A 25533-nucleotide genomic window follows, 5' to 3' on the forward strand; every position below is an offset into this window, starting at 1 on the left:
ATGCGTTTATGTCAAGATTTCATAGTGGCGCTCAACGTTCACTGTCACTTTACCCCAATAGGATGCCTTGACTCTTTGCTGATGATGCTCAAAAGCCCCCTGATCCGTAAATTCCTCGTAAACGTCAAAACGAAGCGGATTTTCCAAATTTTCAGTCACGCTAAACGAAATACACCCCGGCTCTTCGAGAGTAAGACGTTGATGATTGACCAACTCATTTTTAACCGATTCAAGCTCTGACTCAGGCACTAAAATAAAACCTTTCAATGTTACTTTTGACATTCATTTCCTCACTATGCCCAACGCTCAACAAATAAAAGCAAACACTAGTTCACCCAAGTAAACGGGCCATAATCGTCGATAAAATACTGACAATAAGCCGAGTACTCTTCTTGTCGCATTTCCCTAAGTACAATTCCCTAAGTACAATTCTCTAAGTACAATCATCTCGATTCATTTCGATACGATTCATTCAAGTCGCAACATACAACATAATAGCCGCATGAAGTGGCGAATCTGCCTGAAACGCTTGGTTGGTAAATTAGTACGATGCACCATTGATCTTACGGACAGGAATACTTGCATTTAAAAAGGGCAGCGTACCATTCCGAACGCTGCCCTTCTGGTATGAGACTGTGTTACGCGCTACGCTACATCAGTCATCACGCTGCCGCGAGAGACAAACCAAGCGATTGTCTCAGATAAGCACCGGCACCCAGTAAACCCGGCTCTTTATGGGTAATAAGGAAGACGGGAATATTTTCTAAATAAGTATTGAACCGCCCCTTATCTTCAAACGCAGTCCGGAATTCAGAATTGAGCAAGAAATCGACAAAGCGCGGCACAACGCCACCGGCAATATAAACCCCGCCAAACGTTTCCAGATTCAATGCCAGATTGCCGGCAAAGCGGCCCATCAACACACAAAACAAGTTCAGTGCTTTCCGACAATCCACTTGCGTGTCTGCCTGCGCCTGTTCAACCACATCTTTCGGGGTGAATGCTTCCGGTGTCTTCCCGTCAGCACGAACAATCGCATTGTATAGATTGACAATCCCCTGTCCCGACAGACATCGCTCCGCTGAAACGCGACCAAAATCTTGGCGTAACTCGGCTAAAATCCGGTCTTCTTCCTGACTTCCCGATGCCAGATCCACATGGCCACCTTCACCCGGCAGACTGAGCCATTGCTCACCCACTGGCAGCAAATGCGCCACACCCAGCCCCGTTCCGGCACCATAGACGGCAATCGGCTTTCCTTTGACCGCCTCCCCGTATCCGACTTTCACCACATCAGACTCAGCCAAAACCGGAATCGCCATCGAGACCGCAGTAAAATCATTGATCACCTGAAATGTTTCAAGCCCGAGGTTATGTTGCAGGGTCTCAATCGAAAATTGCCAGCTATGATTGGTCATCGAAACCCAGTCACCTTGTACCGGACAAGCAATCGCAATACAGGCTTGCTGAATTGCCACTTCTGAATCGTCAATATAATGCTTGATCACAGACTCAAGACTCGGATATTCAGCACAGGCATATGTTCTGGCGTGACTCACTTTTCCTGATGCCAGTTCGCATAATGCCAAACGGGCGTTCGTGCCACCAATATCGCCAATCAACGCAAATTGATAGGGCATAAAATCCTCCATTAAAATTCAAATCCAAAAAATCAAAAATGCCGGCAAAATGCCAACATCAAAAAACAAAACGACACGACTGGACAACCGCCAGATGAGGTGGGGAGATCCGCCCTATTCTCTCGTGTTAATATCATGATCAGTTATTGTCTCGTTGCTCATTTTTTCTTTGCAACGATTTTCATGACGAATGCGGCATTCTATCGATTTCGACACGACGAACCTGAGATATTCGTCAAAGCTAGCGGATAAATCATCCGTCTCTGCGCATTTTGAGCCGAACTCAAGTCATCTGAGTCGGACAGACGAACAGCAAAGCTACTGAATCACCAGACTGCCATCATCATGGAAATCCCAGCAATCCCCATACGCGACTTCCCATAGGTAACCATCGGGATCAGAAAAATAGCCACTATAACCGCCCCAGAATGCGTCCTTTGCCGGTTTTTCTAACCGGGCTCCGGCACTGACTGCCAATGCCAAAACTTCATCAACTTCTTCTCTCGAACGCGTATTATGCGCCAATGTTATACCAGAAAACCCCGGGCTGTGAGATGCATACGCCGGTGAGATATCCTCAGCCAGATCATCCAACGGATACAACGCCAGACACACACCACCGGTTTTAAAGAAAATGATACCGTCCGCTGGTTTTTGGGGGGAAGTAAAGCCGAGTGCAGCATAAAAATCATATGAGGCTTCTAAATTTTTCACACCAAGTGTGATAATACTAATCCTAGGTTCCACCGAATACTCCTTGATACATCAATCACTTTATATATCACGCCACCATGTATCAGTAATCAATCCTTGACCAAAAACATGGCTGTGAGATAACGCTCTCTATTTTAGCCTAGCAAATATGTGAAAAAACATCGTTAGAATGTAAATAATCAATCGTGTTCTCAAAAAATCAACAAGGCTTACTGATAATGATGAAACTGAATCCATATGATTATCAACAGACTTTAATTTTTGAACCGCAATGTGACAAATACATGATCGCCATAAATTTTTGCTCACGATATCCCATGCACAAAAGCATTCAATGACATCATAAGCATTTGGATCACTCATTTTCAGTATGGCTATCGATGGTAATCATAACCGCATCCGGACGCCAGTATTCAAACTCACAATCGATGATTGCCCCGTCTTGTTTATAATTGACTCGACAAATTTTCAGGACTTGCTGTCCGGCAGCAATGTTGAGCGCTTTCGCAACTTGAGGCGTCGCGGCGGTTGAAATTACATCAAAGCGAGAACGGCTGGTCACATACCCATACTTCTGCCGATACAGCCCGGTCAGTGACTGAGTCAGATTTTCTTCAATAATTCCGGGGAACCAATGCGCAATCAGGCAGTTTTCAACATACAGCACGACTCGCCCGTCAATAAAACGTAGCCTTTGAATCATATGGAGTGGCGTCATCTCGTTCAGTGCCAGTAATTTAGCTTCTTCACTGGTCGCCATCCGGCTCTGTACTTGAATCAATCGCGTTTCAGCAATGCGATTCTGTTCACTGATCATCTGATGAAAGTGACTCCGGGACAGCGGGTTATAATGGACTCTTGGTGGTGAAACAAACCAGCCCCGACGCTCTTCCCGATAAATTAAGCCTTCAGTTTCCAGAGACGCCAATGAATCTTTGACCGTAATCCGCGTGGTCGAAAACAGGGCACATAACTCCCGCTCGGAAGGTAACTTCTGTCGGGTACTCATCGTCCCACCGAGAATCTGCTCCCGAATGACATCTTTAATTTTAGTGAGTTGCGTCATTGATCATGTTTACCTGAACTAGTCCAAACCGACACGATTCAATGTAAGTGTTGCCCCAAATGCAAGCAAGGTAGCCGCTGAAATATTCATCAATTTGTCATAAATAATTTAGAAAACAGCCAAGGAATCGTCACATTTGCTGCATAGGATGAATATTAAACAAACTGAACTAGTCCAAAGGATGGCTTTTTATGAAATTATGTTGCTCCCCCCGAATGATACCGACAACATTAGCGCTTATTTCTGTCGCACTGACGTTTCATGCAACTGCAAAAACCCAGTCTATTGATGAACTGGTTGCGGCGGCTAAAGCGGAAGGGCAAGTCTACAGTGTCGGAATGCCCGATAGCTGGGCAAACTGGAAAGATACCTGGCAAGACCTGAATACGAAATATCACCTGCAACATCAGGATACCGATATGAGTTCAGCGCAAGAAGTTGCCAAATTTGCAGCGGAAAAACACAATGCCACCGCAGATATCGGTGATGTTGGCTTCGCTTTCGGGCGTGTTGCCGTGCAAAAGGGCGTCGCTCAACCTTATAAACCTTCAACTTGGCGCGACATTCCTGACTGGGCAAAAGATAAAGACGGCTACTGGGCCCTTGCCTACACGGGAACGATCGCATTTATGTCGAACAATAATCTGGTAAAACATCCACCGAAGAGTTGGGCCGATCTGCTCACCGGAAACTATAAAGTGACCATCGGTGATGTTGGTGTCGCGTCTCAAGCCAATAATGCTGTTTTGGCGGCTGCATTCGCCAACGGCGGTAATGAATCTAACTTAAAACCAGCCCTCAAGTTCTTCGGTAAACTGGCAGAACAAGGGCGTCTGTCTTTCACCGACCCCAGTCTGGCGAACTTAGAAAAAGGAGAAGTTGAAGTGGCAGTTTTGTGGGATTTCAATGCGCTCAACTACCGCGATAAAATTGACCGTTCTCGCTTCACGGTGAGCATCCCTCAAGATGGTTCCGTCATTTCCGGCTACACCACCATCATCAATAAATACGCAAAGCACCCGAATGCGGCAAAACTCGCCCGTGAATATATCTTTAGTAATCAGGGACAGATCAATCTTGCCAATGGTTATGCCCGCCCGATCCGAACCGACATTGCGCTCCCGGCAGAAACCAAAGCCAAATTACTCGATAACAAACAGTACAAAAACGTTCATCCTATTCAAAACTTTGATGCCTGGGAAAAATCAGCCCGCCGTCTGCCACGTCAATGGCAAGAAAGTGTCCTCATCCACCAGCAGTAAGGCAGCCCTATGAGCAATAAAGTAATCCTTGTTGTTCTGGACGGCCTCAATCTTTCAGTAGCCCGGCAATGTCTGGGCTACCTGAATGGCCTGATCGCATCTCAGCAAGCAACATTATATCCAATCACCTGTGAACTGCCCTCGTTATCCCGACCACTCTATGAATGTTTGTTGACGGGCGTCTGTCCGGTCGAAAGTGGCATTGTGCACAATCAGGTCAACCGCCTTTCCCAGCATGAGTCGGTCTTTAGTCTGGCAATGCAGCAGGGCAGGAAAACCGCAGCAGCAGCTTATCATTGGTTTAGCGAACTCTATAACCGTTCACCTTATCAGCCGGCTGAAGATCGTTTCACCGACAACCCAGCGCTTCATATTCAGCATGGCCTCTTTTACCACTGGGACCACTATCCAGATGAAGCTCTGTTTCTCGACGCCGAATACCTTCGCCGTCATTATGATCCGGATTTTTTGCTGATCCATCCGATGAATATTGACGATGCCGGCCATCAGTCCGGGCTTGATTCCGCTCACTATCGCAATACGGTGCGCCAAGCCGATATAATTTTATCTGATATCTTGCCCCAATGGATGGCTGCGGGGTATCAGATTCTGATCACCAGTGATCACGGTATGAACAATGATCGCTCTCACGGTGGCACCCTGATCGAGGAGCGCGAAGTCCCACTCTTCGTGATCGGTGAACACTTTAGCCACCAGCAGGCACAGATTGATCAGACTGACATTTGCGGTGTCATTTGCGAATTACTTGGACTGATTCACCAGAAACCAATTGCAAGAGGTATTCTCTGATGAATCAGCAAGAAAACGTCATACGCCCACTCAAACATTGTCAGAACGATACATTATTGATGCGCCTGAAAAAATGGCGACCGCTGTTGTGGCTGATTCCGTTTGCCGTAGTTTTCTATATTTTTCAGCTCTCACCCATGGTGTGGGTCGTCACCAACAGTTTCAGCGACGGCACGCAACCATCACTGGACAATTACCGGGAAATCTTTGACTCAACCTTTATTCAGCAAGGCTTTAGTCATAGTTTATGGTTGGCTTTATGGTCGAGTCTGATAGGGCTGCTCATCGCAGCGCTGTTAGTCTCATCTCTGCGTCATCTCAACAACCGCATCCGAGATGCCGTGATTGCATTCACCAATATGAGTAGTAACTTTGTTGGTGTCCCCCTCGCTTTTGCTTTCATCATTATTCTCGGCACCAATGGCGCACTGACTCTGATTCTGCGTCAACTCGGGATTCTGGATGAATTCAATCTCTATGGTCGCTGGGGGCTGCTAACAATTTATACTTATTTTCAGATCCCACTCGGTGCCCTTTTACTCTACCCGGCATTCGATGCACTGAAAAAAGACTGGCAGGAAGCGGCAGCATTGCTTGGCGCGAATACGCGTCAATACTGGTTCAGAATAGCCCTTCCCGTGCTGGCGCCGGCGCTGTTCGGGACATTTATTATCTTATTCGCCAATGCCATCGGGGCCTATGCCAGTGCTTATGCACTCACCCTCGGCAACTACAACCTGATCACCATTCGGATTGCCAGTCTGGTTTCCGGTGACCTGTTTCTCGAACCCAATCTCGCCGCGGCCATCTCCGTCTTACTGATCGCCATTTTGGCTCTGGTCACCATCGTCAATCAATGGCTGATCGCTCAAAGTGACCATACCAAAAGCCGCCCGGCCAAACATCGTCCGATAAGAAGGAAAAACCATGCAAAACACGAATCAGATCTACCATAAAAGTGTCGTGTACGGGATTCTCTTGGTTTTACTGATCCCGATCGCAGCGACATTTGCGTATGCACTATCTGCGCGATGGGGGGCCTCAATTCTCCCCGAAGGTTTTACCTTCCATTGGTATGTGCAGTTACTCAGCGACCCACGCTTTCTGGCGGCATTCGGCCGTTCGTTATTTGTCTGCATCACGGCTCTGCTGCTGGCAACCGTGCTCATTCTACCGATGATGTTCGTCATTTTTTATTACTATCCAAAGCTGGATAAAATCATGAACATTCTGATCCTGCTACCGTTTGCCGTCCCACCGGTCGTCTCTTCCGTCGGGCTGCTTCAGCTCTATGCCGATAGTCAGATTGCACTCGTCGGCACCCCGTGGATTCTGATCGGTACCAATTTCACGATTGCGCTGCCATTCATGTACCGGGCAATCGCCAATAACCTGATGGCGCTCCATCTGCGCGATTTGATTGATGCCGCTCACTTGCTTGGTGCCAGCACCACCAAAGCGTTTTGGTTCATTATCTTGCCCAACCTGAAAAAAGGGCTGATGGCCTCACTATTTTTATCCTTCTCATTTTTGCTCGGTGAATTTGTGTTTGCCAATATTCTGGTCGGTACCCGTTATGAAACGTTGCAGGTTTATTTGTACAACATGCGTCAGACCAGCGGTCACTTTACCTCAGCATTGGTGATGACCTATTTTTTCTTTATTTTTGTCTGTACTTGGCTCGCGAGCCGCTTTAACCGGGGAATACCACAATGAGTTATGTTCACATCAACCAGCTCGCCAAAGCATTCGGTGAGCATACCGTTTTCAAAGAAATTCAGTTTTCGATCGAGCAAGGTGAATTCATTACCTTACTCGGCCCCAGCGGCTGCGGAAAATCAACACTGTTGCGTTGTATTGCCGGACTAGATCCTATCAATAACGGTGAAATCTGGGTTGATGACAACGAGATCTCCCGTCAGGCACCGCAGCAACGAGAAATCGGCATGGTTTTTCAATCGTATGCACTCTTTCCGAATATGACGGTGGTCGACAATATTGGCTTTGGTCTGAAAATGAAAGGCCTCGATAAACCAACCATTGCGCAAGAAACGCAGCGCTTTATCGAACTGGTTGAACTAAAAGGAAAAGAAAAACATTACCCACACGAATTATCCGGTGGACAGAAACAGCGAGTTGCTTTAGCCAGAGCGCTGATTGTCCGGCCCCGAATTCTCCTGTTGGATGAGCCACTTTCAGCACTCGATGCCAAAATCAGGAAGATTCTGCGCCAGCAAATCCGCGCCATTCAAAAAGAACTGAACCTAACAACAATTTTTGTCACCCACGATCAGGAAGAAGCCATGCAACTTTCTGACCGGATTTTTCTCATGAATCAGGGAGAAATCGTCCAGCAAGGTCGTCCCGAAAGTATTTATACGCAACCTGCCAATACCTTTGTTGCCAAATTTATGGGTCATTATAATCTGATCGATGCCCAGACAGCCAACGCATGGTTCGGGATCGAGAGCGCCACACAGGTTGCCATTCGTCCCGAGTCGATTTATGTCAGAGAAGCCGGCCGCCATTATGAACCACACATTTCAGCGCCTCAATCAGCCACAGTGGTGAGTCATCAGTTACTTGGCAATGTGATTCGCTACACAGCAGCTATCGGGACTCAGCATCTGACGGTTGATTTGCTCAATCGATCCTCAGAACGATTATTTCCCGTTGGACAACCACTGGAACTTTTATTTAACCTGAACGAAATCCAACCCGTGAGAGATTAATATGTCCAACCCTTTGTACGTTTTTGATATGGATGACACTCTGATCGATGGTGACAGTGCCATGATTTGGAATGCATTTTTAGTCGAGAAAGGCATTGTCACCGATCCAGATTTTCTAACGCGGGACCGCGAGATGATGGATTTATACGCAGCCGGTCAAATGGAGATGGCAACCTATCTCAACTTTACCCTCACCCCACTGGCTCACCTCCCCAAAACAACGGTCGATGCCTTGGCCGAAGAGTGCGTTACAACCCGCATCCTGCCACGACTTTTCAGTGAAGCGCAGCAACTCATCACCGAACTAACTGAACAACATATTCCGATGTTAGTCATCTCTGCCACAGTCAGTTTTATTGTTCGCCCGGTGGCGCAAAAAATGGGCATCTCCGATGCGTTAGGGATTAATCTCATCACAAAGCATCAGTGTTACACGTCCGACATCGACGGCATTCCCAGCTATCGGGAAGGCAAAGTCCAGCGGCTGGACGACTGGCTCGCTAGCCAGCCGCAACCCTTTTCGGCTGTACATTTCTATACCGATTCCATCAACGATTTACCGCTATGCCGGCACGCCGATTATGTCTATCTGATCAACCCGGCGCCGGCGCTTGCTCAACAGGCCGAAGGCAAACCACACTGGACCATTTATCACTGGGGCAAAACATCACCGACAACGCCCGATCCGTCGGCAGTATCCGCCTGAGCTGGCACTTCAATCGGGAATTCGCTACATTGTCAGCCATTGATGACAGAGATAACCCAAAAGAAGATTCAATGGCAAAAAGCGGACAACATGGCGGTAACACTCGGCAAATGGCCGAGAAGTATGGCCGAAAAGCGGAAGACATATTAGATTTTAGCGCCAATATCAACCCGCTGGGGATGCCTCAAACATTACGCGATGCCATCATCAGTCAAGTGACTTGTGTTGAACGCTACCCGGACATTGACTACCAACATCTGCATCAAGCAATTGCGCGTCACCATGCTGCGCAAATGAGTCGTCCTGAAAGTGATTTCCCAGCCAGTTATGTCATCGCAGGCAACGGGGCAACCGAACTGATTTTTCAGTGGGTACAACAGACACAGCCCCGTCGAGCGTTGATTGTCGAACCGACATTTGCGGAATACCGTCAGGCACTGACACGTATCGGGTGTGACATTGAGCGTTTTGTCTTAGTAGAACAAGAAGGATTTGCAGTCACCGAGCGCTTGTTGGCGGCACTGCATGAGGAATTGGATTGTCTGTTTCTCTGCACACCGAATAACCCGACCGGTCTGATGCCGGCGCCAGCGCTGCTGCAACAAATTTTAAACCGCTCGGCTGAACTTGGAATTCAGCTCTTTGTCGATGAGTCCTTTATTGATTTTCTGCCGCAACATCGGGGGCTCACCGATGTCCTTGACCGCTATCCGAACCTGTTTCTACTCCGTTCCATGACGAAGTTTTACGCCATTCCGGGGTTGCGGCTTGGCTATTTATTATCCGCCAATCAGCCGGTTCTGGCGACATTGCGCGACACCCGAGAGCCATGGACAATCAATGCCTTTGCGGCGCTGGCCGCAGACATCCTCTTACAGGATCACGCCTATGCGCAGCAGACTTATCACTGGCTGCACAGCGAGCAATCTTATCTGTTCCAAGGCTTGTCTCAGTTGCCGGGGTTAACGGTTTATCCGCCTGCGGCCAACTATATTTTCTTTCGCCTGCATCGGGCTGATTTCGATTTACAACATGCCCTGATGCAGCGCAACATCCTGATCCGCCACTGCGCCAACTACCCCGGCCTGTCGACACACGATTATCGCGTGGCAATTCGGACCCGTGAGGACAATCAGCAATTACTTGAGGCACTCAGGGATGTGCTTGCGCATTGCTAAAATTTAAGCGCCTTTTAGCAACATAGGCAAACCGGCGGCCATAAACGTCACTTGTTCAGCCAGTGCCGCAATCGCCTGATTCATCCATCCCGCGTGATCAACATACAGGCGGGAAATTTCACCCATCGGGATAATGCCGAGACCGACTTCGTTGGAGACACAGAAAATCGTCGCCGGAGAGTCCTGCAACGCACTGACTAAGGCCTGTACATGCTGCTCGATCATCGCTTTAGTGGCGGTCTCACCGTCGTTATAGATAACGTTATTGAGCCACAAAGTCAGGCAGTCCACCAACACGATATCCTGCGGCTGAAACTGCGCCAGTGTTTGCGCCAGCATGAGCGGAGATTCATGGTTACACCATTCGGGCCCGCGGCGACGCTGATGCTGTTCAATCCGCTGTTTCATCTCCGGATCAAACGCAATTGCGGTCGCAACATAATGTAGTTGTGCGGTGACGCCTTCCGACATCCGCTGTTTGAGCTGCGCCAATGCCTGCCGCTCCGCATAGCTGGATTTGCCGCTCCGCGCCCCGCCAATAAAAAGAGATGTCGCCATAGATTCCTCCGCATAGTGAGCCTGTGATTTTGCCCGAACGAGGGGGAAAAGCAATGGGATTGGGGGGATGGTGTTTTGTGCGTGAGCGTTAATTTGTCGTGGTCAGCTCAGATTGATGTTCGCCACAACAATACATAACAACAATATGTAACAATGATGCCTAGTAATGATTGGGTTCATTGCAGCGAGGGAAATGTAGGTACTTACGGTAAGTCTCTTAACTTTCTGGCCGGATTTCCCGCGTAGATCCCTTTCTCAGTAATGTCCTTCGTCACCACACTCCCGGCACCAATCACAGCGCCATCACAGATATCAACAGGCAGCACGGTTGCATTCGAGCCGATGATAACGTTGTCTGCGATCACGGTGCGCCCCCAATTATCCGGGTTTGGGTCCGGCCGGCCGTTCTTAAAAAGGTCGTTCGCAAACATCACCCCATGCCCGACAAAACAATCATTGCCAATCGTGACAAACTCACAAATGAAAGCGTGCGACTGTATTTTTGTCCGGGCACCAATGACTGAGTTCTTTTGTATTTCGACAAACGGCCCAATAAACACGTCATCCTTAAGCTCGCAGCCATAAATATTCGCAGGCTCAACAATCGTAACATTTTCACCACAGGTTATATCTTTAATTTGAGCTTTTAAAATTCGTGGGGTTGTCATTGTATCTCCAGCAATAGGATGCGCAGTGAAGGCATGAACAAAACAATATCGAAATGCATCGTAAAAAGAAAGCGATGCTCAGGTGACACTGTTTTGTATCTGGCAATGATGTCAGGATGCAACCCGATTCTGCTTTTAAATTTTTAAATTAATTGTTCAACAATTACTTAGGCTGGGAACCCAAGGTAGTCGCTATCATCACCAGTGTTAGAAAAACGCCGAAAACGGCTGTGTTCCTAAATTCGATGCGAAAAGGCCGTCAATGTGAAACGAAAATATGGAGAAAAGTTAGTTGTAACGCTATGCTCATTTTGTTACATGTCTTTTCTATTTACTAAAGACTTGAGTTTATCAATCCCCTTACAACCTAGTGAAGCAACGCCAACCAGAGCCGAGACTAACAAGGTAAGAGGTTCGGAACCGACTAAAGTTGCAAATATAGCGCTATTATTCGCCCACTTTAGTAATGATTGCTCATTGACATCATTACCTTGAGTGATAACTTTCTCGGCAAGTGCGAGAAACTGTTCATTAGTAATAGAATCTTTAGGCAAACCTAGGGAGTTGAAAAGGCTATCAACACTTGTTATTTCAAGCATTGTATCCGCTTTAACTACGGTTCCATCTAACAACTTAATTTCTAAATCAGCTGATTCTGGAGCTTTAGCAAAGGTTTTAACCAATATGTATGAGTTCTCAGTGATAATTTTGATTGCCATAATTTCTTGGAGTACCTTTACTATGATTACGATAAAAGGCGGTTCTATTGTTAATTGCCGCACAGTATTTAGATTGGGGAACAACTCAACCCTTGACATTGATAGTTTATTTATTGACAACTGTAGAACTGTCTACGATATTGATTCTCAAAATTCAAATATCAATATTTATGCAAAAAGTCTTAATGTAACAAATACTCACACATTTATAGCCGTCGCCGAACAAACTGCGGAATCACCAACATTCTCACCACAAATAGACAATCAGATTCCCCATTTTCTCCTAGAATTTTCAGACGAAAATTACGCAATGAGAATCGCGAAACAATATATTAACTCCACTTCAGAAATTCATAAAAAATAATTCAAGTCAAAAAATAGCATTGGATAGGTTTTAGAAAATCGCCAGAAAAAATTGACACAAACATGAAATTCTTTGATGTAGGTAAGGTTTGCAAGAAATTGCAGTGTTTAAACAATCAGTAAGGTGTGATGAAGAGGATTGGTACACGAAGCAGTAACGTTGTTGGTTTGGTGCGCAATCCAGCTCTTCGATTTCATTAGCATCTCCGAAAGCGCCCCAGTTACTTTTGATAGATGTCAAAAGTAACCAAAAGCATCTTTTTGGGTTCGGTGTGCGTAATCAGGGTCGGATTGATTCGCATCCTGCTCAAGCAATCCTGAAAAATCGTCCATGATTTTTCACCCTGAATTCAGTGACCAAATTAACTTTTTAAGCATATTTCACCGCACGCAAATCAACCACCCACCGAAGAAAACCATTCAAGGATGAATGGTTAGGCTTTTCCGGGCAGGACGCCCGTTAAAGCCGGTTTTGGAAAGCGTGCGACCAAGCCAAACAAAAAAAGATTTTCTGGTTCCTCTTGCATCTCTGCAAGAGGAACTGGCGCACAGAACACCGATGCCTCTGAAACCGAAAAACGCAATTGTGCGTCAAACTGCAACGCCGGAGGCTGGAAAAGTAAAAGGATGATGCTGAGTTTGGGACGCAATGACCGTCTTCGATCTCATTAGCATCTCCGACTGCGCCCCAGTTACTTTTGATAGATGTCAAAAGTAACCAAAAGCATCTTTTTGGGTTCGGTGTGCGTAATCAGGGACGCTTTTATTCACTCCTGCTCACGAAAAGCTTAAAATTCATCCCTGAATTTTACCCTGAGAACATCGATCAAGTTGGCTTCGCCTTAAAGAGGTTTCACCCAATTCAAACAAACCACCAATCAAAGAAAACCATTCAAGGATGAATGGTTAAGCTTTTCCGGGCAGGACGCCCGTAAAAGCAGGTTCTGGACAACGTGCGACCAAACCAAACAAAAAAGATTTTCTGGTTACGCTTGCATCTCTGCAAGAGTAACTGGCGCACAGAACACCAATATCCCTGAAACCGAAAAACGCAATTGTGCGTCAAACTGCAACGCCGGAGGCTGGAAAAGTAAAAGGATGATGCTGAGTTTGGGACGCAATGACCGTCTTCGATCTCATTAGCACCTCCAACTGCGCCCCAGTTACTTTTGATAGATGTCAAAAGTAACCAAAAGCATCTTTTTGGGTTCGGTGTGCGTAATCAGGGACGCTTTTATTCGCTCCTGCTCACGAAAAGCTTAAAATTCATCCTTGAATTTTCCCCTGAGCACATCAATCAAGTTGGCTTTTTTAAAAAGATTTCACCCAACTCAAATCAACCACCAATCAAAGAAAACCATTCAAGGAAGAATGGTTAAGCTTTTCCGGGCAGGACGCCCGTAAAAGCTGGTTCTGGACAACGTGCGACCAAGCCAAACAAAAACGATTTTCTGGTTACGCTTGCATCTCTGCAAGAGTAACTGGCGCACAGAACACCGATGTCTCTGAAATCACTGACGCTGATTGTGCGTCAAATTTGGGAGCCGGAGGCTGCAAATTAAAAATGCCTTAAGTTTAAGTTCAGCATACGTCATCTTTTGTTAATATCTGACGGCAATTTCTTACTGTGAGTATCCGTATCTCAATAGAACAACTATAAATAATACGGTAGTGACCAAAGATAATTTCTCGATAGTTCGTATTCGGCAGCTCGGGAACAACTCTCCCCATTTCAGGCATAGTTCCTAATAATTCCGTTTTATCAAAAACATCATTAACCCAATTTTCTGCTGCTACAGGATCGTCTAACGAAATAAATTCTGCCGCATCCCCTAATTTTTCAAGAGCGAATGGCGCCCAAACAACATTCATTTTTTAATACGTTCCAGTACATTAGCCCGAGCGTCTTCGTTGGAAACTCCCATACCTGAAGCAAGTTGTGCTTCTGCCGCTCGCATTTCTTCAAGTAATTCTATTTTTTCTTGCATTGCTTCATATTCTTCTACATCCAGAACCACAGCAACCCCCTTGCCCCTTTGAGTAATCACCAACGGACGCCGAGTCTCATTGATTTGTTTGATAAACGAAGCCACACCTGAACGAAACTCAGATAACGGTTTGATGTCTTGGTCAAAGCGAATACGTTTCATTGCAAAAGTCTCTATTTGTACATAATTACGTACAAATAATAGTTCAACTAACCGTAACAAACAAGGTAGCAGGGAAGCCAGCTTGAAATGATTAAATTGTGGTTTGGTGTGACCAATAGTAAATCTGTTAGTTTGGGACGCAATTACGTTCCTCGATTTCATTAGCATCTCCGACTGAGCCCCAGGTACTTTTTCATGGCCGAAAAAGTACCCAAAAATGCCTAGGGTTTGAGTTCAGCGCACGTAATCAGGGTCGGATTGATTCGCATCCTGCTCAAGATTTTTTGTTAGGGGATAATTGAAAAATCCTCCATGATTTTTCACCCTGAGAGCATCGATCAATTGAGCTTTGTTGATTCAATCTTTCACTTTATTCAAATCAACCACCCAAGAAAACCATTCAAGGAAGAATGGTTAAGCTTTTCCGGGCAGGACGCCCGTAAAAGCTGGTTCTGGACAACGCACGACCAAGCCAAACAAAAAAGATTTTCTGGTGACTCTTGCATCTTGGCAAGAGTAACTGGCGCACAGAACACCGATACCTCTGAAATTGAGGAACGCAATTGTGCGTCAAACTGCAACGCCGGAGGCTGGAAAAGTAAAAGGATGATGCTGAGTTTGGGACGCAATGACCGTCTTCGATCTCATTAGCATCTCCAACTGCGCCCCAGTTACTTTTGATAAATGTCAAAAGTAACCAAAAGCATCTTTTTGGGTTCAGCGCGCGTAATCAGGGGCGCTTTTATTCGCTCCTGCTCAGCTCTTTTGTTAGGGAATTGCTTAAAATTCATCCCTGAATTTTACCCTAAGAACATCGATCAAGTTGGCTTCGCCTTAAAGAGATTTCACCCAATTCAAACAAACCACCAATCAAAGAAAACCATTCAAGGAAGAATGGTTAAGCTTTTCCGGGCAGGACGCCCGTAAAAGCTGGTTCTGGAAAGCGTGCGACCAAGCCAAACAAAAAAAGATTTTCTGGTTACGCTTGCATCTCTGCAAGAGTAACTGGCGCACAGAACACCAATATCCCTGAAACCGAAAAACGCAATTGTGCGTCAAATTTGGGAGCCGGATACTGAGAGAATCAAAATACAACGATCACTTAATCCCCTATTCTCCCCCGACAAACCTGTTCGGTTAATGCCTGCAACCTCTGCACCTCTGCCACCAAATAATTCAATTCTTCTTCAGTAATTTCGTAGTGCGCAGAATAACGCGCATCAATATACGCCCGTTGCAGACGCCGGAAGCTGCGGCGGTGGAATTTATTATCCATCGGGAAAATCTCAGCAAAGGCCGAATCAATCTGTGCACACAGATTACCGAGTTTCTCGATATTGTGAGACTTCGGCAAGTAGTTGGTACAAGTGAGCAATGTACAGGCAAAGAGTTTTTCTGTGACTTGATGAAGCGTAAAAGCGGCATCGTGAATCATTGATTTTTCAAACGCGAAATGAAACATTTTTAACCCGCTACATGAACGCTTAAACCAGTGTTCATAATGCTTACGGGCTATCTCTCGCAGCTCTTCCTCACTCAAATCTCCCGGCTCCGCCAACGGTTTCGGCGTCGCGGCAAACAGTTCGATTCCCTCTTCGCGAATATCCTTAAAAAAATAGTGACCCTGTTGCAATCGTTCATTCACTTCCTGCAAATCATGAACAATCAAACCCAACGGTGCCGATTTCACTTTGCGATCAATTTGCTCTTCGGCCCGCTGCCAGACTACATAATCCTCCACCAAGGCGGCTTTATTAACGATCACCAGAATATCGTAATCGCTGATATAACCGTTAACCGGATCCTTGACCCAACTGCCTTTTGCGTGGCTGCCGAACAGAATAATTTTCAGAATGCGAAACTCACTCTTACTGCCCTGCTTGCCTTGCAGGTAATCTTCCAATGTATCACGCAGAATCGTTGAGATGTCCGCCAGCTCACGCTGTTTATATTCGGGCAGATGGTCGAGGGATGTTTTCATAATCGCAGTATTGAGGCTTGTTGTGGACGAATAGCACTAGCATAAAAGAAGCGACTGACAAAGAATACCATCACCATTCGTTTTACATTGTTCCTTGAGAGAAAATGCGATGCAATTCAAAGGAGTAGCTATTCGTATTTATCTTGAGCCATGTCTATCCAGAGGCTGGGAAGGTAAAATAGTATCAAAAATTCAATTGTTGGGAGAAGCACTGAAACGAACGTCTGCAATCTTATCTGGATCACTATTATCGATAGAGAAAGTTATTCTGTAAAATTCACGGTTGTACCTTAACCAGCCCTTTTTTATTAAACCGGGAATCTTCTTCGCTTTCCCTATCTCATCAGGCTCTCCTAATGTGTTAAGCACATCATGAATCACAGTAGATTGATTAAAAAAGATTAACTCTGTCGCAATATAGCGAACACAAACAGCGCTATCAGGCGATAATGAAAAAATCAGCGTCTTCAATCGATAATCACGATCAAAAATCATGTTCACATGACCGTCACAACAAACAATGTCATGTCTTTCATCTAACACTTCATCAAACTGAGGAACGTTTCCACCGATTACAGCCATGAACGACGAATCATGCACAAGTTCTTGATAAGTTTGATTGAGCCACTGAGTTGGTTTAGTCATATAACCCCGCTTCTTTATTTAATCTATGCAGTTTATCAAATGTATTATCAATATCGTTCTTACTGTATCCATGTTGCGCTAAGCAACCACGAATTGCCTTCATATCTTTGTTAGCCGCTGTCTCTAAATCTAAAGCATCAAGTGAACTTTGCTTATCAGTATTTCGTCCTCCATACGTACGGGAACATTTTCTATGAATCTCATTCGGTATGGTAAGCCCATTTGTAGTATTTTTTAAAGCCCGGATTTCAGCGGCTGTTAAATCCTCACCATCGCTTGAAGCCCACTTTTCAATCGCCTTAAATGAAGGAATATGATCAATGTCCATCCCATCTTTCGCACTTCTTGCCGCCAGCTCGCCATAAGTCCCAACTTCCAACGGTTTTACTTTTGGCTTATCCGTTTTCTGATACACCACATACAACGGTGGTAACCCGGTCTCAGCCGGAAAGGTCAGAATATAGTCTTGTAAATCCGCATCCGCGATTGGCGTGATGTAGGTGTTATCAAATGCTTGGCCTTGCTCCGCTTGCGGATGGATCCAGATATCGAATTTTTCCATCTCCGGGATCGGATTAACCAGAATCGGTTTGCCGCCGAAATCGCCGCTAATCGGCACCCATTCAATGGTGACATCCGGCTCTAACGCAACGACAAACTGCTCACCGACCCGTTTGACTTCACGCTTGGGAATCATCGCCCCATTGACGTGATAGCCGTAAATCCGGCCTTCCGTATTGAAACCCAAGCGGATATTGGTTTCAACCCTGTCTTTCTCGCGAATATCTTCTGCACTGTAGAGCGTGCTGTCAGCGAATTTATTGGGCACAAATGCGGCCAACACTCCGGCTCGCCCAATGATTTTCATCGCCAGTCCCGGCAGTTCTGCCAGCGCTGCACCGCCAATACGTGCTAAAAACGCGTCTTCAGAAGCAGCACTGATCCCCTGCCCGACGGCAATTGTATAAGCCGCATAATCCCCCAGCGAAGAAAGTGACTCTCGTTGTGTGCCGATGTCACATCTACCTCTCGGCACCAGAGCGGATTTGGCGAAACGGGAGGGTTTGGCTGGTGGCTGGTTAAATGCGTTTTGCCATGCGGATGAAGGCAGTGGGATTTTATCCTGCTCCCGTAACCGCTCCTGACGTTGTTTGTTCAGACGCGCTGCTAAAGTGAGTTTCACGGGTTCACGTTCGACATAAGGCTCGGTAGAAACTGAGGCATTCACACTGCCGGAATAAGTTGAACCAATGCCATGATTGACCAATTCAACTCTGGCGGTATAAGCCTTGAAGGCTAATGAATCGAGATGAGGCTCAACCGCAGGATTCACTCGCCAATATTGATTGCCCCATTCATCCCTATCCTGAATGAGTAACGGAATCGACGGCACATCCGTCAGTAATACCTGATGGGCGCTGCGAAGCTGTCCGAGAAAATCAGCAAAGCGCATTCCAGCAGGGATAACGGATTTCACATCTGACTCTCTTAGAGAAGTGAAGTCTCCTTCAACCTGAGCAAATTCATATCTCATCAGGTTGTAAATTTGAGTGGTTTGATCGTTCATTGACGTTGTTGGCTGAGCCGTAATTGTTTTATCGATGGATGCTTATTGATACTCGTTTATTGATAATTTTGTTTTCATATGAATCTATAATTATACTCGATAGAGTTTATAAGTCATATTTGAATTTGGTTTCCTGATAGGGAAAAGGTTATTTTTGGAATGGGGGTAACATGAAATAAAGGGGGATATTAGGATTGGATTGTGGTTTGGTGCGCAATTACTTTTCTCGATCTCATTAGCATCTCCGACTGCGCCCCAGTTCCTTTTGATAGATGTCAACAGGAACCAAAAGCATCTTTTTTGGGTTCAGTGCGCGTTATCAGGGTCGGATTGATTCGCATCCTGCTCAAGATTTTTTGTTAGGGGATAATTGAAAAATCCTCCATGATTTTTCACCCTGAGAGCATCGATCAATTGAGCTTTGTTGATTCAATGTTTCACTTTATTCAAATCAACCACCCAACCAAGAAAATCATTCAAGGAAGAATGATTAAGCTTTTCCGGGCAGGACGCCCGTAAAAGCTGGTTCTGGACAACGCGTAACCAAACCAAACAAAAAAGATTTTCTGGTTACGCTTGCATCTTGGCAAGAGTAACTGGCGCACAGAGCACCGATGCCTCTGAAATCACTGACGCTGATTGTGCGTCATATTTCGAGGCCGGAGGCTAAAAATGACAAGCTCAATCATCTTAATTTATTCTTCAACACGTCCATGCTGAGAATCTCGTAGCGAGGGAAATGTAGGTACTTACGGTAAGTCTCTTAACTTTCTGGCCGGATTTCCCGCGTAGATCCCTTTCTCAGTAATGTCCTTCGTCACCACACTCCCGGCACCAATCACAGCGCCATCACAGATATCAACAGGCAGCACGGTTGCATTCGAGCCGATGATAACGTTGTCTGCGATCACGGTGCGCCCCCAATTATCCGGGTTTGGGTCCGGCCGGCCGTTCTTAAAAAGGTCGTTCGCAAACATCACCCCATGCCCGACAAAACAATCATTGCCAATCGTGACATACTCACAAATGAAAGTGTGCGACTGTATTTTTGTCCGGGCACCAATGACTGAGTTCTTTTGTATTTCGACGAACGGCCCAATAAACACGTCATCCTTAAGCTCGCAGCCATAAATATTCGCAGGCTCAACAATCGTAACGTTTTCACCACAGGTTATATCTTTCATTTGAGCTTTTAAAATTCGTGGGGTTGTCATTGTATCTCCAGGAATAGAATGCCCTGCTAAAGGTATGAGCAACACAATATCGAAACCGATGAAAATAACGGAATGCATCGTAAAAAGAAAGCGATGCTCAGGTTTACGACTGCATTTTTAAGTGAGCCCGGAGCTTTTTTAACGCCCAATCATAGTGGCTTGGCATCGCAGATACACAATAACTACCTAAAGTTGTTGTGCCAGTCCAATTGAAATACTGTTTAGTAAAAAGCGCCTCATCCGTAAAGCCTTTCGCTAACTCAAGCACCGCGTCATGACTTTCCTGTACTAAATGTTTTGCTGCCAACAATTCTGTTGCTTGGTGCTTCTCCCAAAACTCAATATTCATTTGTCCGTATGTTTTCCAGTTATATGGTTCAGGAAGAAAGTTGGCTTGCTGTCCCGCTATGTTTGATTTGACCCATTTGAGTAACAACTGGTGCCATTCGTACAGATGTATCAATACATCGCGAAGATTTCGATCGCGCGCCCAATGCAATTCCGTTTTGTCCTTATCACTGGAAAAATCAAATTCAGTATTTAATACACTTTCGGGCATTGAATCAATATACCGAAATAGCTTCATGAAATTCTCATCAGCTTGGTAGATTAACGCTTCCTTTGTCTTTGGTCTCGCCATAACAAACTCCGTTCATCGTCGACAGATAAGCACTAACGCTCGCATTTGCGGCTGTTTGAAGTCCAGCGGAAAACCAGTCCGACAACATGGATAAATAGCAATTGACTGACAAAGAACACCACCAACCCTCACTTTATGCACATTACTGGGAAAAATGCGATTCAATTCAAAGCAATAGTTCTGCTTACCCACTATACGGCAGTGAACAAGATTCCTCTGTGAAAACTATTAACATTTATTTCCTAAGCTGCCTATGCGGCAGTGAACGTAATGCGCTAATACCCGTTATTACAGATAGATTTCTAAGCTGCCTATGCGGCAGTGAACAATGAACATATCACGAAAAAATAAGTGGCAGCAAGTGGTTCGCGACAAAAACCCTTTTTTACCTTGTTAAAATCGCCCTCCTGTATCTTGCTGTTTTTATTGGTTATTTTTTAAAGGCAAAAAAAGAAGGTCTAAATGATTTAAATTTCATCCTGAGTGCATCGATCAAACTGGCTTTTAAAATGTTTCACCCAATTCAAATCAACCACCCAACCAAGAAAATCATTCAAGGAAGAATGATTTTCTTGGTTGGGCAGGACGCCCGTAAAAGCTGGTTCTGGACAACATGTGACGCCGTTAAACAAAAAAAGATTTTCTGGTTCGTCTTTCATCTCTGAAAGATGAACTGGCGCACAGAGTACCAATGCTTCTGAAATTGAGTAACGCAATTGTGCGTCAAAATTTGGGGCCAATGGCTGGGGAATATAAAAATTGAGGTGCAGCGGTTTGGTGCGCAATCACTTTCCTCAATTTCATTAACTTCTTCGACAGCGCCCCAGTTCCTTTTGATGGATGCAAAAGGAACCAAAAGCATCTTTTTTGGGTTCAGTGCGCGTTATCAGGGTCGGATTGATTCGCATCCTGCTCAAGATTTTTTGTTAGGGGATAATTGAAAAATCGTCCATGATTTTTCCCCCTGAGTCTCGTGACCAATCCAGCTTTTGCTATGTTTCACCCAACGCAAATCAACCACCCAACCAAGAAAATCATTCATGGAAGAATGATTAAGCTTTTCCGGGCAGAACGCCCGTAAAAGCTGGTTCTGGACAACGCGTAACCAAGCCAAACAAAAAAAGATTTTCTGGTTCGTCTTTCATCTCTGAAAGATGAACTGGCGCACAGAGCACCAATGCCTCTGAAACCGCAAAACGTAATTGTGCGTCAAATTTCATAGCCAAAGGCTAGACCAATAAAACTTGTGATGCAGGTGTGTGGGACGCAATCTCGTTTCTCAATTCCAATCACATCCCCGACTGCGCCCCAAGTATGAACAACACAATATCGAAACCGATGAAAATAACGGGATGCACCGTAAACACGAAAGCTAAATCAAACCAAAACCGTCCGGGAAAACGGGGGGAGAATCCAAACAACCTTTTTCCCTTAGGTAGCTTTCCGCTTCTTGTTTGCCCATGTATTTACCCAAGGTATTCACTGGGACATTTTTAAGATTCACAACAATCAGTCCATCCAGTGTGTTATGAAAAGCGGGATCCACATTGAAGCAAACAAGCTTGCCATTCATTTTAAGATATTGACGTAGCAAAACGGGGACGCCTTTACCAGATTCCATTTTCGCCAATACCTTGGAAAGCAAAGAAACATTCGCTAAAGCAGACAGTAAATTAGGTTGCCAAAAGGTATTGCCACGACTTCTCAGTGGTGTGGAAGGCTGTACTAAAGCGGCTTTTTCCTGATCGTAGTAGTGGATCGACAAAGTGGCCGCAATCAGCTGCCGCGCCGTATGACTGTAGTCGTTACTGACACTTACAGGACCAAAAAAGTGGGTGTATTTAGGATTTTTGTGGACATATGTCGCAAGCCCTTTCCACAGCATTAGCAGTGAGTTAAGGCTTTTTTGATATGGCAAAGCGACCACCGAGCGCCCTACTTCTATGCTGTTTTCCAAGGTATCGATAAACGCCTGATCATATTGAAATAAGCTTCTAGAATAAAGCCCGTTCAAACCGTAGCGCTTAATCAGCTCATCGACTTTTCCCATACGATAAGCTCCCACAAGCTGCTTATCGCTTTTATGCCAGACAAATAATTGATGATAATAATCATCGTATTTATCTACGTCACAGGCCAGGCCACTGCCCTCGCCCACATCACGGAAGCTTTCTTCTCGCACACGACCAATTTCTTGCATCAAATGTGGGATAGCCGACGCCGGTGCACAATACACAGCGTAGTCACCTTGCTCCAGCAAAAAGCTCTCAGCCGGTAAAGCGCTGATTTCTTGCACTAACAGGTCTGTCTCAATGGCAGCAATCACTTCAGCTTCGTTGGCATAATCGGCCTTATCATGCGACACATCACTGACTTGGTTATCACTCATCAAGTAGGTATTCAAACGCAGATAACTGACTAAATCTTTGTCTTTTTCGAAGCCTGATACTTCAGAATAAGGGATGGGGTCACCAATCGAGATAGCAATCCGCGCGGCGCTTTTATTTAATAGCTCGCGTCCTAGTAATGCTGTTCTCAGTAGGGGGTGAATACGCCCAGCTTGATAGAACAAGGGACTATTCTTGCCATTAATATAAATCGGTACCGAGGTCGCCTGATTACGCTGAATAAACTTAGCAACGGACTGACTCCATTCGATATCCCATAACGCCTGCTCGCCTTTACCATCCCCATCTTTACGATAGGTCGAGACTTCCCCAGCAGGGAAGACAATCAACACACCACCATCTGCTAGGTGTCGATGAGCTTCCCTGATCGCTAAGCTATTGATCCTGGCCGCGTCTTTGCCAGCAAATACATCAACGCCAATAAACAAATCACTGATTTCCGGTAGACGCTTTAGCAACTGGTTTGCCAGTACTTTCACATCGCTACGCACCGAGCCAACCAGATCCGCCAAGATCACGCCTTCGATCGCGCCCAAAGGATGATTGGCTACGATAACAACAGGGCCTTGCTCAGGAATATTGCTTACCGCACCTGAACTTACCTCATAGCCAACTTTCAAGGCTGACAAGGTGTAGCTCATAAACTCAAAGCTGGATAACTGCTGAGGTCTTTGTTGATACAAATGATCCAGTTTGGCAAGCCCGGTCAACCGTTCAAACGCTGCCTCAGCTAAACCAAAAGGTGTGTATCGAGGTAATCGAAATGGACTTGCTAGCATCATGATGCTCCTTTATTCATGAGCTGACGCAGCAAACTGCGTTCCGCTTGGTAGTCTCTAATCGTTAAAAACGCCGCACATAGCCAAACAAGGCAAGCCATACCAAACAACAAGCCACCATCGTTTCCTATTACTTCACCGTTGCTATTAAACTCTGGCATCTGCACACCTAACGGCGTAAATAAATGAAAGAATATGGCACCACTTATAATACCTAGCGTCATCAGTGCGCCAAATCCATGGAAGCGACTGAACAGTAAAACCGTCGCGATCAACTCCGCAACACCTATGATGTAAGCACCATACGCACCAAAGAAATCTAGCCCAGACCATTGCCCTAACGTGCCAAAGATATACTCTGTTTCAGGAGAGCCTGTGAATTTGAAAAACAATGACTGTACAAAAACAAACGCGATAAAGGCCGATGCCAGATACTTTGTTGCTTGAAATTTCATGGCTCAAACTCCTATTTATTGATCAGCTCAGGCCAATTTTCATTCGCTTGCTTAATATGCAATGTACGATCACTGTCCCAGCGTTTTTTTACATTCTTGTTATAGTTTAAATACAATTTGCCATCGACCACTGCCCATTGCTCTGGGTCTCCGGGCGCAAAATCTTTTTGCGTAGAAACCGCCCAAGCACAGTAACCACCAAACTGCGGTGCGTACTTTTCCGGCTCAGCTTCGAACATATCTAAATGCTCTTGCGAAGCAAAATACCAATCCGCCCCTTTGTATTCCGTTTTGAAATCAGACTTACCTTTTACTGGCATATCATCCATAAAGTAAGACACTGGATCATAGCCATCTACGGCTTTATTACTAAATGTCCCCGTATAGATCTGATCCTCAGCCATAGCTGCACTACTCATTACCATAAACAATAAAAACGCGAATAACTTTTTCATTAGAAATTACCTCCTACCCTTTTTTAATCAACCTTTTTAGACTCAGCACCATCAGGACGCTAACAACTCCGCACGATGCAAGCGATAACTATGCTGTTTTAAAGATCCCGCTGATAACTGACTGCGACAGGGAGAACCCGGCACATAAGCCATTACCTGATCCCGACTGTTCTCCTCACGCAAAGCACTCACCTTCACATAAGTGAAACTCACCGTTTGAGCATCATCGCGATGCATACAGGGCGACATATGTGTGTGCTCAGGATGATGGGAAGTGTGAAACTGAAGCAACTGGGCAAAGCTTTTGTCTGCTTGAGTCAGTGCTTGGTATAAGCCATTGCGATAATTCAATACGTTTTCGAGATCAACACCGGAGGAAAACAGCGGCGAGTCCGTCGGGGCAATCGTGCAGTGACGACCATCCCATGAAAACGCCATCACCTCTGAACAACTGGCACTCAAGCTCGGATCGAATGCCAATAATGTAAAGGGCGCATAATGCTGTAAATCGAGCGCGACAAAAGTACGCTTCACCTGCTTAACACCGACCTCACAAGAGAGCGTTTTAAGCAGTTGTCCACGACTAATCAGCTTCCCCTCGGGAACTTGACCTTGATAGTTATTCAACAAACACAGGGTCATACCAAACTCATTCAAACTAATCCAACTCCCCTGACCGACCGGGTCAATGGGCATCAATACATCGGTATCATTGATGGACAGCCGAGCGGGAGGTAAAGCCAAGGCACGGCTTTTTTGTTCATCTCGATTGAAAAAAACTTGATAGCCATCGCTATCTACTAGCCATGAAACCGAGCACATA

29 protein-coding genes are annotated in these 25533 nt (G+C 45.6%); 9 read left to right on the top strand and 20 right to left on the bottom strand.

Going from position 1 to position 25533, the window contains the following annotated elements; genetic code table 11:
- Positions 1-6 precede the first annotated feature (6 nt).
- The 4 genes from OCU60_RS09580 to OCU60_RS09595 all read right to left on the bottom strand — a co-directional run bounded on the left by OCU60_RS09580 (position 7) and on the right by OCU60_RS09595 (position 3420).
- Positions 7-282 (bottom strand): putative quinol monooxygenase, encoded by a 276-nt coding sequence (locus OCU60_RS09580; protein ID WP_074372657.1) that lies wholly within the window; start codon positions 280-282, stop codon positions 7-9.
- Between the two features lie 380 nt (positions 283-662).
- Positions 663-1640 carry a glucokinase gene (glk, locus tag OCU60_RS09585; protein ID WP_074372658.1) on the bottom strand — a complete coding sequence of 326 codons (978 nt, stop codon included), beginning with the start codon at positions 1638-1640 and terminating at the stop codon, positions 663-665.
- 318 nt (positions 1641-1958) lie between these two features.
- A complete protein-coding gene (locus tag OCU60_RS09590) occupies positions 1959-2387 on the bottom strand; it encodes a VOC family protein (protein WP_074372659.1) in 429 nt (142 codons plus the stop codon).
- A gap of 322 nt (positions 2388-2709) precedes the next feature.
- The gene (locus OCU60_RS09595; RefSeq protein ID WP_074372660.1) at positions 2710-3420 is read right to left on the bottom strand and encodes a UTRA domain-containing protein; all 711 of its coding nucleotides are present in this window, start codon (positions 3418-3420) and stop codon (positions 2710-2712) included.
- A gap of 215 nt (positions 3421-3635) precedes the next feature.
- Here OCU60_RS09595 and OCU60_RS09600 point away from each other — a divergent pair, with 215 nt between their 5' ends.
- From OCU60_RS09600 to cobD, 7 genes are all read left to right on the top strand, one after another.
- On the top strand, positions 3636-4682 hold the full coding sequence (locus OCU60_RS09600) for an ABC transporter substrate-binding protein (RefSeq protein WP_162493851.1): 1047 nt from the start codon (positions 3636-3638) through the stop codon (positions 4680-4682).
- Positions 4683-4691: 9 nt separating this feature from the next.
- Positions 4692-5492: an alkaline phosphatase family protein gene (locus OCU60_RS09605; RefSeq protein ID WP_074372662.1), complete on the top strand. Its 801-nt coding sequence runs from the start codon at positions 4692-4694 to the stop codon at positions 5490-5492.
- Positions 5493-5551: 59 nt separating this feature from the next.
- Entirely contained in the window at positions 5552-6448 is an 897-nt protein-coding gene (locus OCU60_RS09610; protein WP_182288639.1) for an ABC transporter permease, read from the top strand.
- Positions 6420-7208 (top strand): ABC transporter permease, encoded by a 789-nt coding sequence (locus OCU60_RS09615; RefSeq protein WP_074372663.1) that lies wholly within the window; start codon positions 6420-6422, stop codon positions 7206-7208. The genes OCU60_RS09610 and OCU60_RS09615 overlap by 29 nt, the downstream gene beginning before the upstream one ends.
- Positions 7205-8224 (top strand): ABC transporter ATP-binding protein, encoded by a 1020-nt coding sequence (locus tag OCU60_RS09620; RefSeq protein WP_074372664.1) that lies wholly within the window; start codon positions 7205-7207, stop codon positions 8222-8224. The genes OCU60_RS09615 and OCU60_RS09620 overlap by 4 nt, the downstream gene beginning before the upstream one ends.
- A gap of 1 nt (position 8225) precedes the next feature.
- Positions 8226-8930, top strand: coding sequence for an HAD family hydrolase (locus OCU60_RS09625; protein ID WP_074372665.1), 705 nt, complete (start codon positions 8226-8228; stop codon positions 8928-8930).
- A 71-nt stretch (positions 8931-9001) separates the two neighbouring features.
- Positions 9002-10108 carry a threonine-phosphate decarboxylase CobD gene (gene cobD, locus OCU60_RS09630; RefSeq protein ID WP_074372666.1) on the top strand — a complete coding sequence of 369 codons (1107 nt, stop codon included), beginning with the start codon at positions 9002-9004 and terminating at the stop codon, positions 10106-10108.
- Between the two features lie 3 nt (positions 10109-10111).
- Here the strand turns inward: cobD and cobU are convergent, their stop codons facing one another.
- From cobU to OCU60_RS09645, 3 genes are all read right to left on the bottom strand, one after another.
- Positions 10112-10666: a bifunctional adenosylcobinamide kinase/adenosylcobinamide-phosphate guanylyltransferase gene (cobU, locus tag OCU60_RS09635; protein ID WP_074372667.1), complete on the bottom strand. Its 555-nt coding sequence runs from the start codon at positions 10664-10666 to the stop codon at positions 10112-10114.
- 203 nt (positions 10667-10869) lie between these two features.
- Entirely contained in the window at positions 10870-11334 is a 465-nt protein-coding gene (locus OCU60_RS09640) for an acyltransferase (protein WP_261854720.1), read from the bottom strand.
- Positions 11335-11648: 314 nt separating this feature from the next.
- Complete coding sequence (locus OCU60_RS09645) at positions 11649-12053, bottom strand: hypothetical protein (RefSeq protein WP_074371393.1); 405 nt, start codon at positions 12051-12053, stop codon at positions 11649-11651.
- A gap of 22 nt (positions 12054-12075) precedes the next feature.
- On the opposite strand from OCU60_RS09645, the gene OCU60_RS09650 reads away from it, so the two are divergent.
- Complete coding sequence (locus OCU60_RS09650; RefSeq protein WP_074371394.1) at positions 12076-12417, top strand: hypothetical protein; 342 nt, start codon at positions 12076-12078, stop codon at positions 12415-12417.
- Between the two features lie 433 nt (positions 12418-12850).
- Here OCU60_RS09650 and OCU60_RS09655 read toward each other — a convergent pair whose 3' ends face one another.
- The 3 genes from OCU60_RS09655 to OCU60_RS09665 all read right to left on the bottom strand — a co-directional run bounded on the left by OCU60_RS09655 (position 12851) and on the right by OCU60_RS09665 (position 14566).
- The gene (locus tag OCU60_RS09655; RefSeq protein WP_139302089.1) at positions 12851-13066 is read right to left on the bottom strand and encodes a hypothetical protein; all 216 of its coding nucleotides are present in this window, start codon (positions 13064-13066) and stop codon (positions 12851-12853) included.
- A gap of 931 nt (positions 13067-13997) precedes the next feature.
- Positions 13998-14288 carry a type II toxin-antitoxin system RelE/ParE family toxin gene (locus OCU60_RS09660; protein ID WP_038179721.1) on the bottom strand — a complete coding sequence of 97 codons (291 nt, stop codon included), beginning with the start codon at positions 14286-14288 and terminating at the stop codon, positions 13998-14000.
- Positions 14285-14566, bottom strand: coding sequence for a type II toxin-antitoxin system Phd/YefM family antitoxin (locus OCU60_RS09665; RefSeq protein WP_072961590.1), 282 nt, complete (start codon positions 14564-14566; stop codon positions 14285-14287). Before OCU60_RS09665 ends, OCU60_RS09660 begins: the two co-directional genes overlap by 4 nt.
- Before the next feature lie 312 nt (positions 14567-14878).
- Here OCU60_RS09665 and OCU60_RS09670 point away from each other — a divergent pair, with 312 nt between their 5' ends.
- Positions 14879-15217, top strand: coding sequence for a hypothetical protein (locus tag OCU60_RS09670; protein WP_074371396.1), 339 nt, complete (start codon positions 14879-14881; stop codon positions 15215-15217).
- A gap of 451 nt (positions 15218-15668) precedes the next feature.
- Here the strand turns inward: OCU60_RS09670 and OCU60_RS09675 are convergent, their stop codons facing one another.
- The 10 genes from OCU60_RS09675 to OCU60_RS09720 all read right to left on the bottom strand — a co-directional run bounded on the left by OCU60_RS09675 (position 15669) and on the right by OCU60_RS09720 (position 25532).
- Entirely contained in the window at positions 15669-16547 is an 879-nt protein-coding gene (locus OCU60_RS09675; RefSeq protein WP_074371397.1) for a HEPN domain-containing protein, read from the bottom strand.
- A gap of 192 nt (positions 16548-16739) precedes the next feature.
- Complete coding sequence (locus tag OCU60_RS09680; RefSeq protein ID WP_083602561.1) at positions 16740-17192, bottom strand: hypothetical protein; 453 nt, start codon at positions 17190-17192, stop codon at positions 16740-16742.
- A complete protein-coding gene (locus OCU60_RS22945) occupies positions 17185-18759 on the bottom strand; it encodes an S-type pyocin domain-containing protein (protein ID WP_083602562.1) in 1575 nt (524 codons plus the stop codon). Before OCU60_RS22945 ends, OCU60_RS09680 begins: the two co-directional genes overlap by 8 nt.
- Before the next feature lie 749 nt (positions 18760-19508).
- Entirely contained in the window at positions 19509-19973 is a 465-nt protein-coding gene (locus OCU60_RS09690) for an acyltransferase (protein WP_182287433.1), read from the bottom strand.
- Positions 19974-20076: 103 nt separating this feature from the next.
- On the bottom strand, positions 20077-20613 hold the full coding sequence (locus OCU60_RS09695; protein WP_074374526.1) for a ClbS/DfsB family four-helix bundle protein: 537 nt from the start codon (positions 20611-20613) through the stop codon (positions 20077-20079).
- A 467-nt stretch (positions 20614-21080) separates the two neighbouring features.
- Positions 21081-21398 carry a hypothetical protein gene (locus tag OCU60_RS09700; RefSeq protein WP_074374527.1) on the bottom strand — a complete coding sequence of 106 codons (318 nt, stop codon included), beginning with the start codon at positions 21396-21398 and terminating at the stop codon, positions 21081-21083.
- 587 nt (positions 21399-21985) lie between these two features.
- Positions 21986-23800, bottom strand: a complete 1815-nt coding sequence (locus tag OCU60_RS09705; RefSeq protein ID WP_074374528.1) for a lysophospholipid acyltransferase family protein — start codon at positions 23798-23800, stop codon at positions 21986-21988.
- Positions 23800-24255, bottom strand: coding sequence for a hypothetical protein (locus OCU60_RS09710; protein ID WP_074374529.1), 456 nt, complete (start codon positions 24253-24255; stop codon positions 23800-23802). The genes OCU60_RS09705 and OCU60_RS09710 overlap by 1 nt, the downstream gene beginning before the upstream one ends.
- 11 nt (positions 24256-24266) lie before the next feature.
- Positions 24267-24710, bottom strand: coding sequence for a YHS domain-containing (seleno)protein (locus OCU60_RS09715; RefSeq protein WP_074374530.1), 444 nt, complete (start codon positions 24708-24710; stop codon positions 24267-24269).
- A 51-nt stretch (positions 24711-24761) separates the two neighbouring features.
- Positions 24762-25532 (bottom strand): NRDE family protein, encoded by a 771-nt coding sequence (locus OCU60_RS09720; protein ID WP_074374531.1) that lies wholly within the window; start codon positions 25530-25532, stop codon positions 24762-24764.
- Between the last annotated feature and the right edge of the window lies 1 nt (position 25533).

It is taken from the genome of Vibrio spartinae (genome assembly GCF_024347135.1).
GTDB classification, from domain to species: Bacteria; Pseudomonadota; Gammaproteobacteria; order Enterobacterales; family Vibrionaceae; genus Vibrio; species Vibrio spartinae.

What these genes read in the sequence shown, in the direction of transcription:
- OCU60_RS09580 (WP_074372657.1), bottom strand. Translation starts at nt 282, where the DNA reads ATGTCAAAAGTAACATTGAAAGGTTTTATTTTAGTGCCTGAGTCAGAG.
- glk (WP_074372658.1), bottom strand. Translation starts at nt 1,640, where the DNA reads ATGCCCTATCAATTTGCGTTGATTGGCGATATTGGTGGCACGAACGCC.
- OCU60_RS09595 (WP_074372660.1), bottom strand. Translation starts at nt 3,420, where the DNA reads ATGACGCAACTCACTAAAATTAAAGATGTCATTCGGGAGCAGATTCTC.
- OCU60_RS09600 (WP_162493851.1), top strand. Translation starts at nt 3,636, where the DNA reads ATGATACCGACAACATTAGCGCTTATTTCTGTCGCACTGACGTTTCAT.
- OCU60_RS09605 (WP_074372662.1), top strand. Translation starts at nt 4,692, where the DNA reads ATGAGCAATAAAGTAATCCTTGTTGTTCTGGACGGCCTCAATCTTTCA.
- OCU60_RS09610 (WP_182288639.1), top strand. Translation starts at nt 5,552, where the DNA reads ATGCGCCTGAAAAAATGGCGACCGCTGTTGTGGCTGATTCCGTTTGCC.
- OCU60_RS09615 (WP_074372663.1), top strand. Translation starts at nt 6,420, where the DNA reads ATGCAAAACACGAATCAGATCTACCATAAAAGTGTCGTGTACGGGATT.
- OCU60_RS09620 (WP_074372664.1), top strand. Translation starts at nt 7,205, where the DNA reads ATGAGTTATGTTCACATCAACCAGCTCGCCAAAGCATTCGGTGAGCAT.
- OCU60_RS09625 (WP_074372665.1), top strand. Translation starts at nt 8,226, where the DNA reads ATGTCCAACCCTTTGTACGTTTTTGATATGGATGACACTCTGATCGAT.
- cobD (WP_074372666.1), top strand. Translation starts at nt 9,002, where the DNA reads ATGGCAAAAAGCGGACAACATGGCGGTAACACTCGGCAAATGGCCGAG.
- cobU (WP_074372667.1), bottom strand. Translation starts at nt 10,666, where the DNA reads ATGGCGACATCTCTTTTTATTGGCGGGGCGCGGAGCGGCAAATCCAGC.
- OCU60_RS09640 (WP_261854720.1), bottom strand. Translation starts at nt 11,334, where the DNA reads ATGACAACCCCACGAATTTTAAAAGCTCAAATTAAAGATATAACCTGT.
- OCU60_RS09645 (WP_074371393.1), bottom strand. Translation starts at nt 12,053, where the DNA reads ATGGCAATCAAAATTATCACTGAGAACTCATACATATTGGTTAAAACC.
- OCU60_RS09650 (WP_074371394.1), top strand. Translation starts at nt 12,076, where the DNA reads ATGATTACGATAAAAGGCGGTTCTATTGTTAATTGCCGCACAGTATTT.
- OCU60_RS09660 (WP_038179721.1), bottom strand. Translation starts at nt 14,288, where the DNA reads ATGAATGTTGTTTGGGCGCCATTCGCTCTTGAAAAATTAGGGGATGCG.
- OCU60_RS09665 (WP_072961590.1), bottom strand. Translation starts at nt 14,566, where the DNA reads ATGAAACGTATTCGCTTTGACCAAGACATCAAACCGTTATCTGAGTTT.
- OCU60_RS09670 (WP_074371396.1), top strand. Translation starts at nt 14,879, where the DNA reads ATGATTTTTCACCCTGAGAGCATCGATCAATTGAGCTTTGTTGATTCA.
- OCU60_RS09675 (WP_074371397.1), bottom strand. Translation starts at nt 16,547, where the DNA reads ATGAAAACATCCCTCGACCATCTGCCCGAATATAAACAGCGTGAGCTG.
- OCU60_RS09680 (WP_083602561.1), bottom strand. Translation starts at nt 17,192, where the DNA reads ATGACTAAACCAACTCAGTGGCTCAATCAAACTTATCAAGAACTTGTG.
- OCU60_RS22945 (WP_083602562.1), bottom strand. Translation starts at nt 18,759, where the DNA reads ATGAACGATCAAACCACTCAAATTTACAACCTGATGAGATATGAATTT.
- OCU60_RS09690 (WP_182287433.1), bottom strand. Translation starts at nt 19,973, where the DNA reads ATGACAACCCCACGAATTTTAAAAGCTCAAATGAAAGATATAACCTGT.
- OCU60_RS09695 (WP_074374526.1), bottom strand. Translation starts at nt 20,613, where the DNA reads ATGGCGAGACCAAAGACAAAGGAAGCGTTAATCTACCAAGCTGATGAG.
- OCU60_RS09705 (WP_074374528.1), bottom strand. Translation starts at nt 23,800, where the DNA reads ATGCTAGCAAGTCCATTTCGATTACCTCGATACACACCTTTTGGTTTA.
- OCU60_RS09710 (WP_074374529.1), bottom strand. Translation starts at nt 24,255, where the DNA reads ATGAAATTTCAAGCAACAAAGTATCTGGCATCGGCCTTTATCGCGTTT.
- OCU60_RS09715 (WP_074374530.1), bottom strand. Translation starts at nt 24,710, where the DNA reads ATGAAAAAGTTATTCGCGTTTTTATTGTTTATGGTAATGAGTAGTGCA.
- OCU60_RS09720 (WP_074374531.1), bottom strand. Translation starts at nt 25,532, where the DNA reads ATGTGCTCGGTTTCATGGCTAGTAGATAGCGATGGCTATCAAGTTTTT.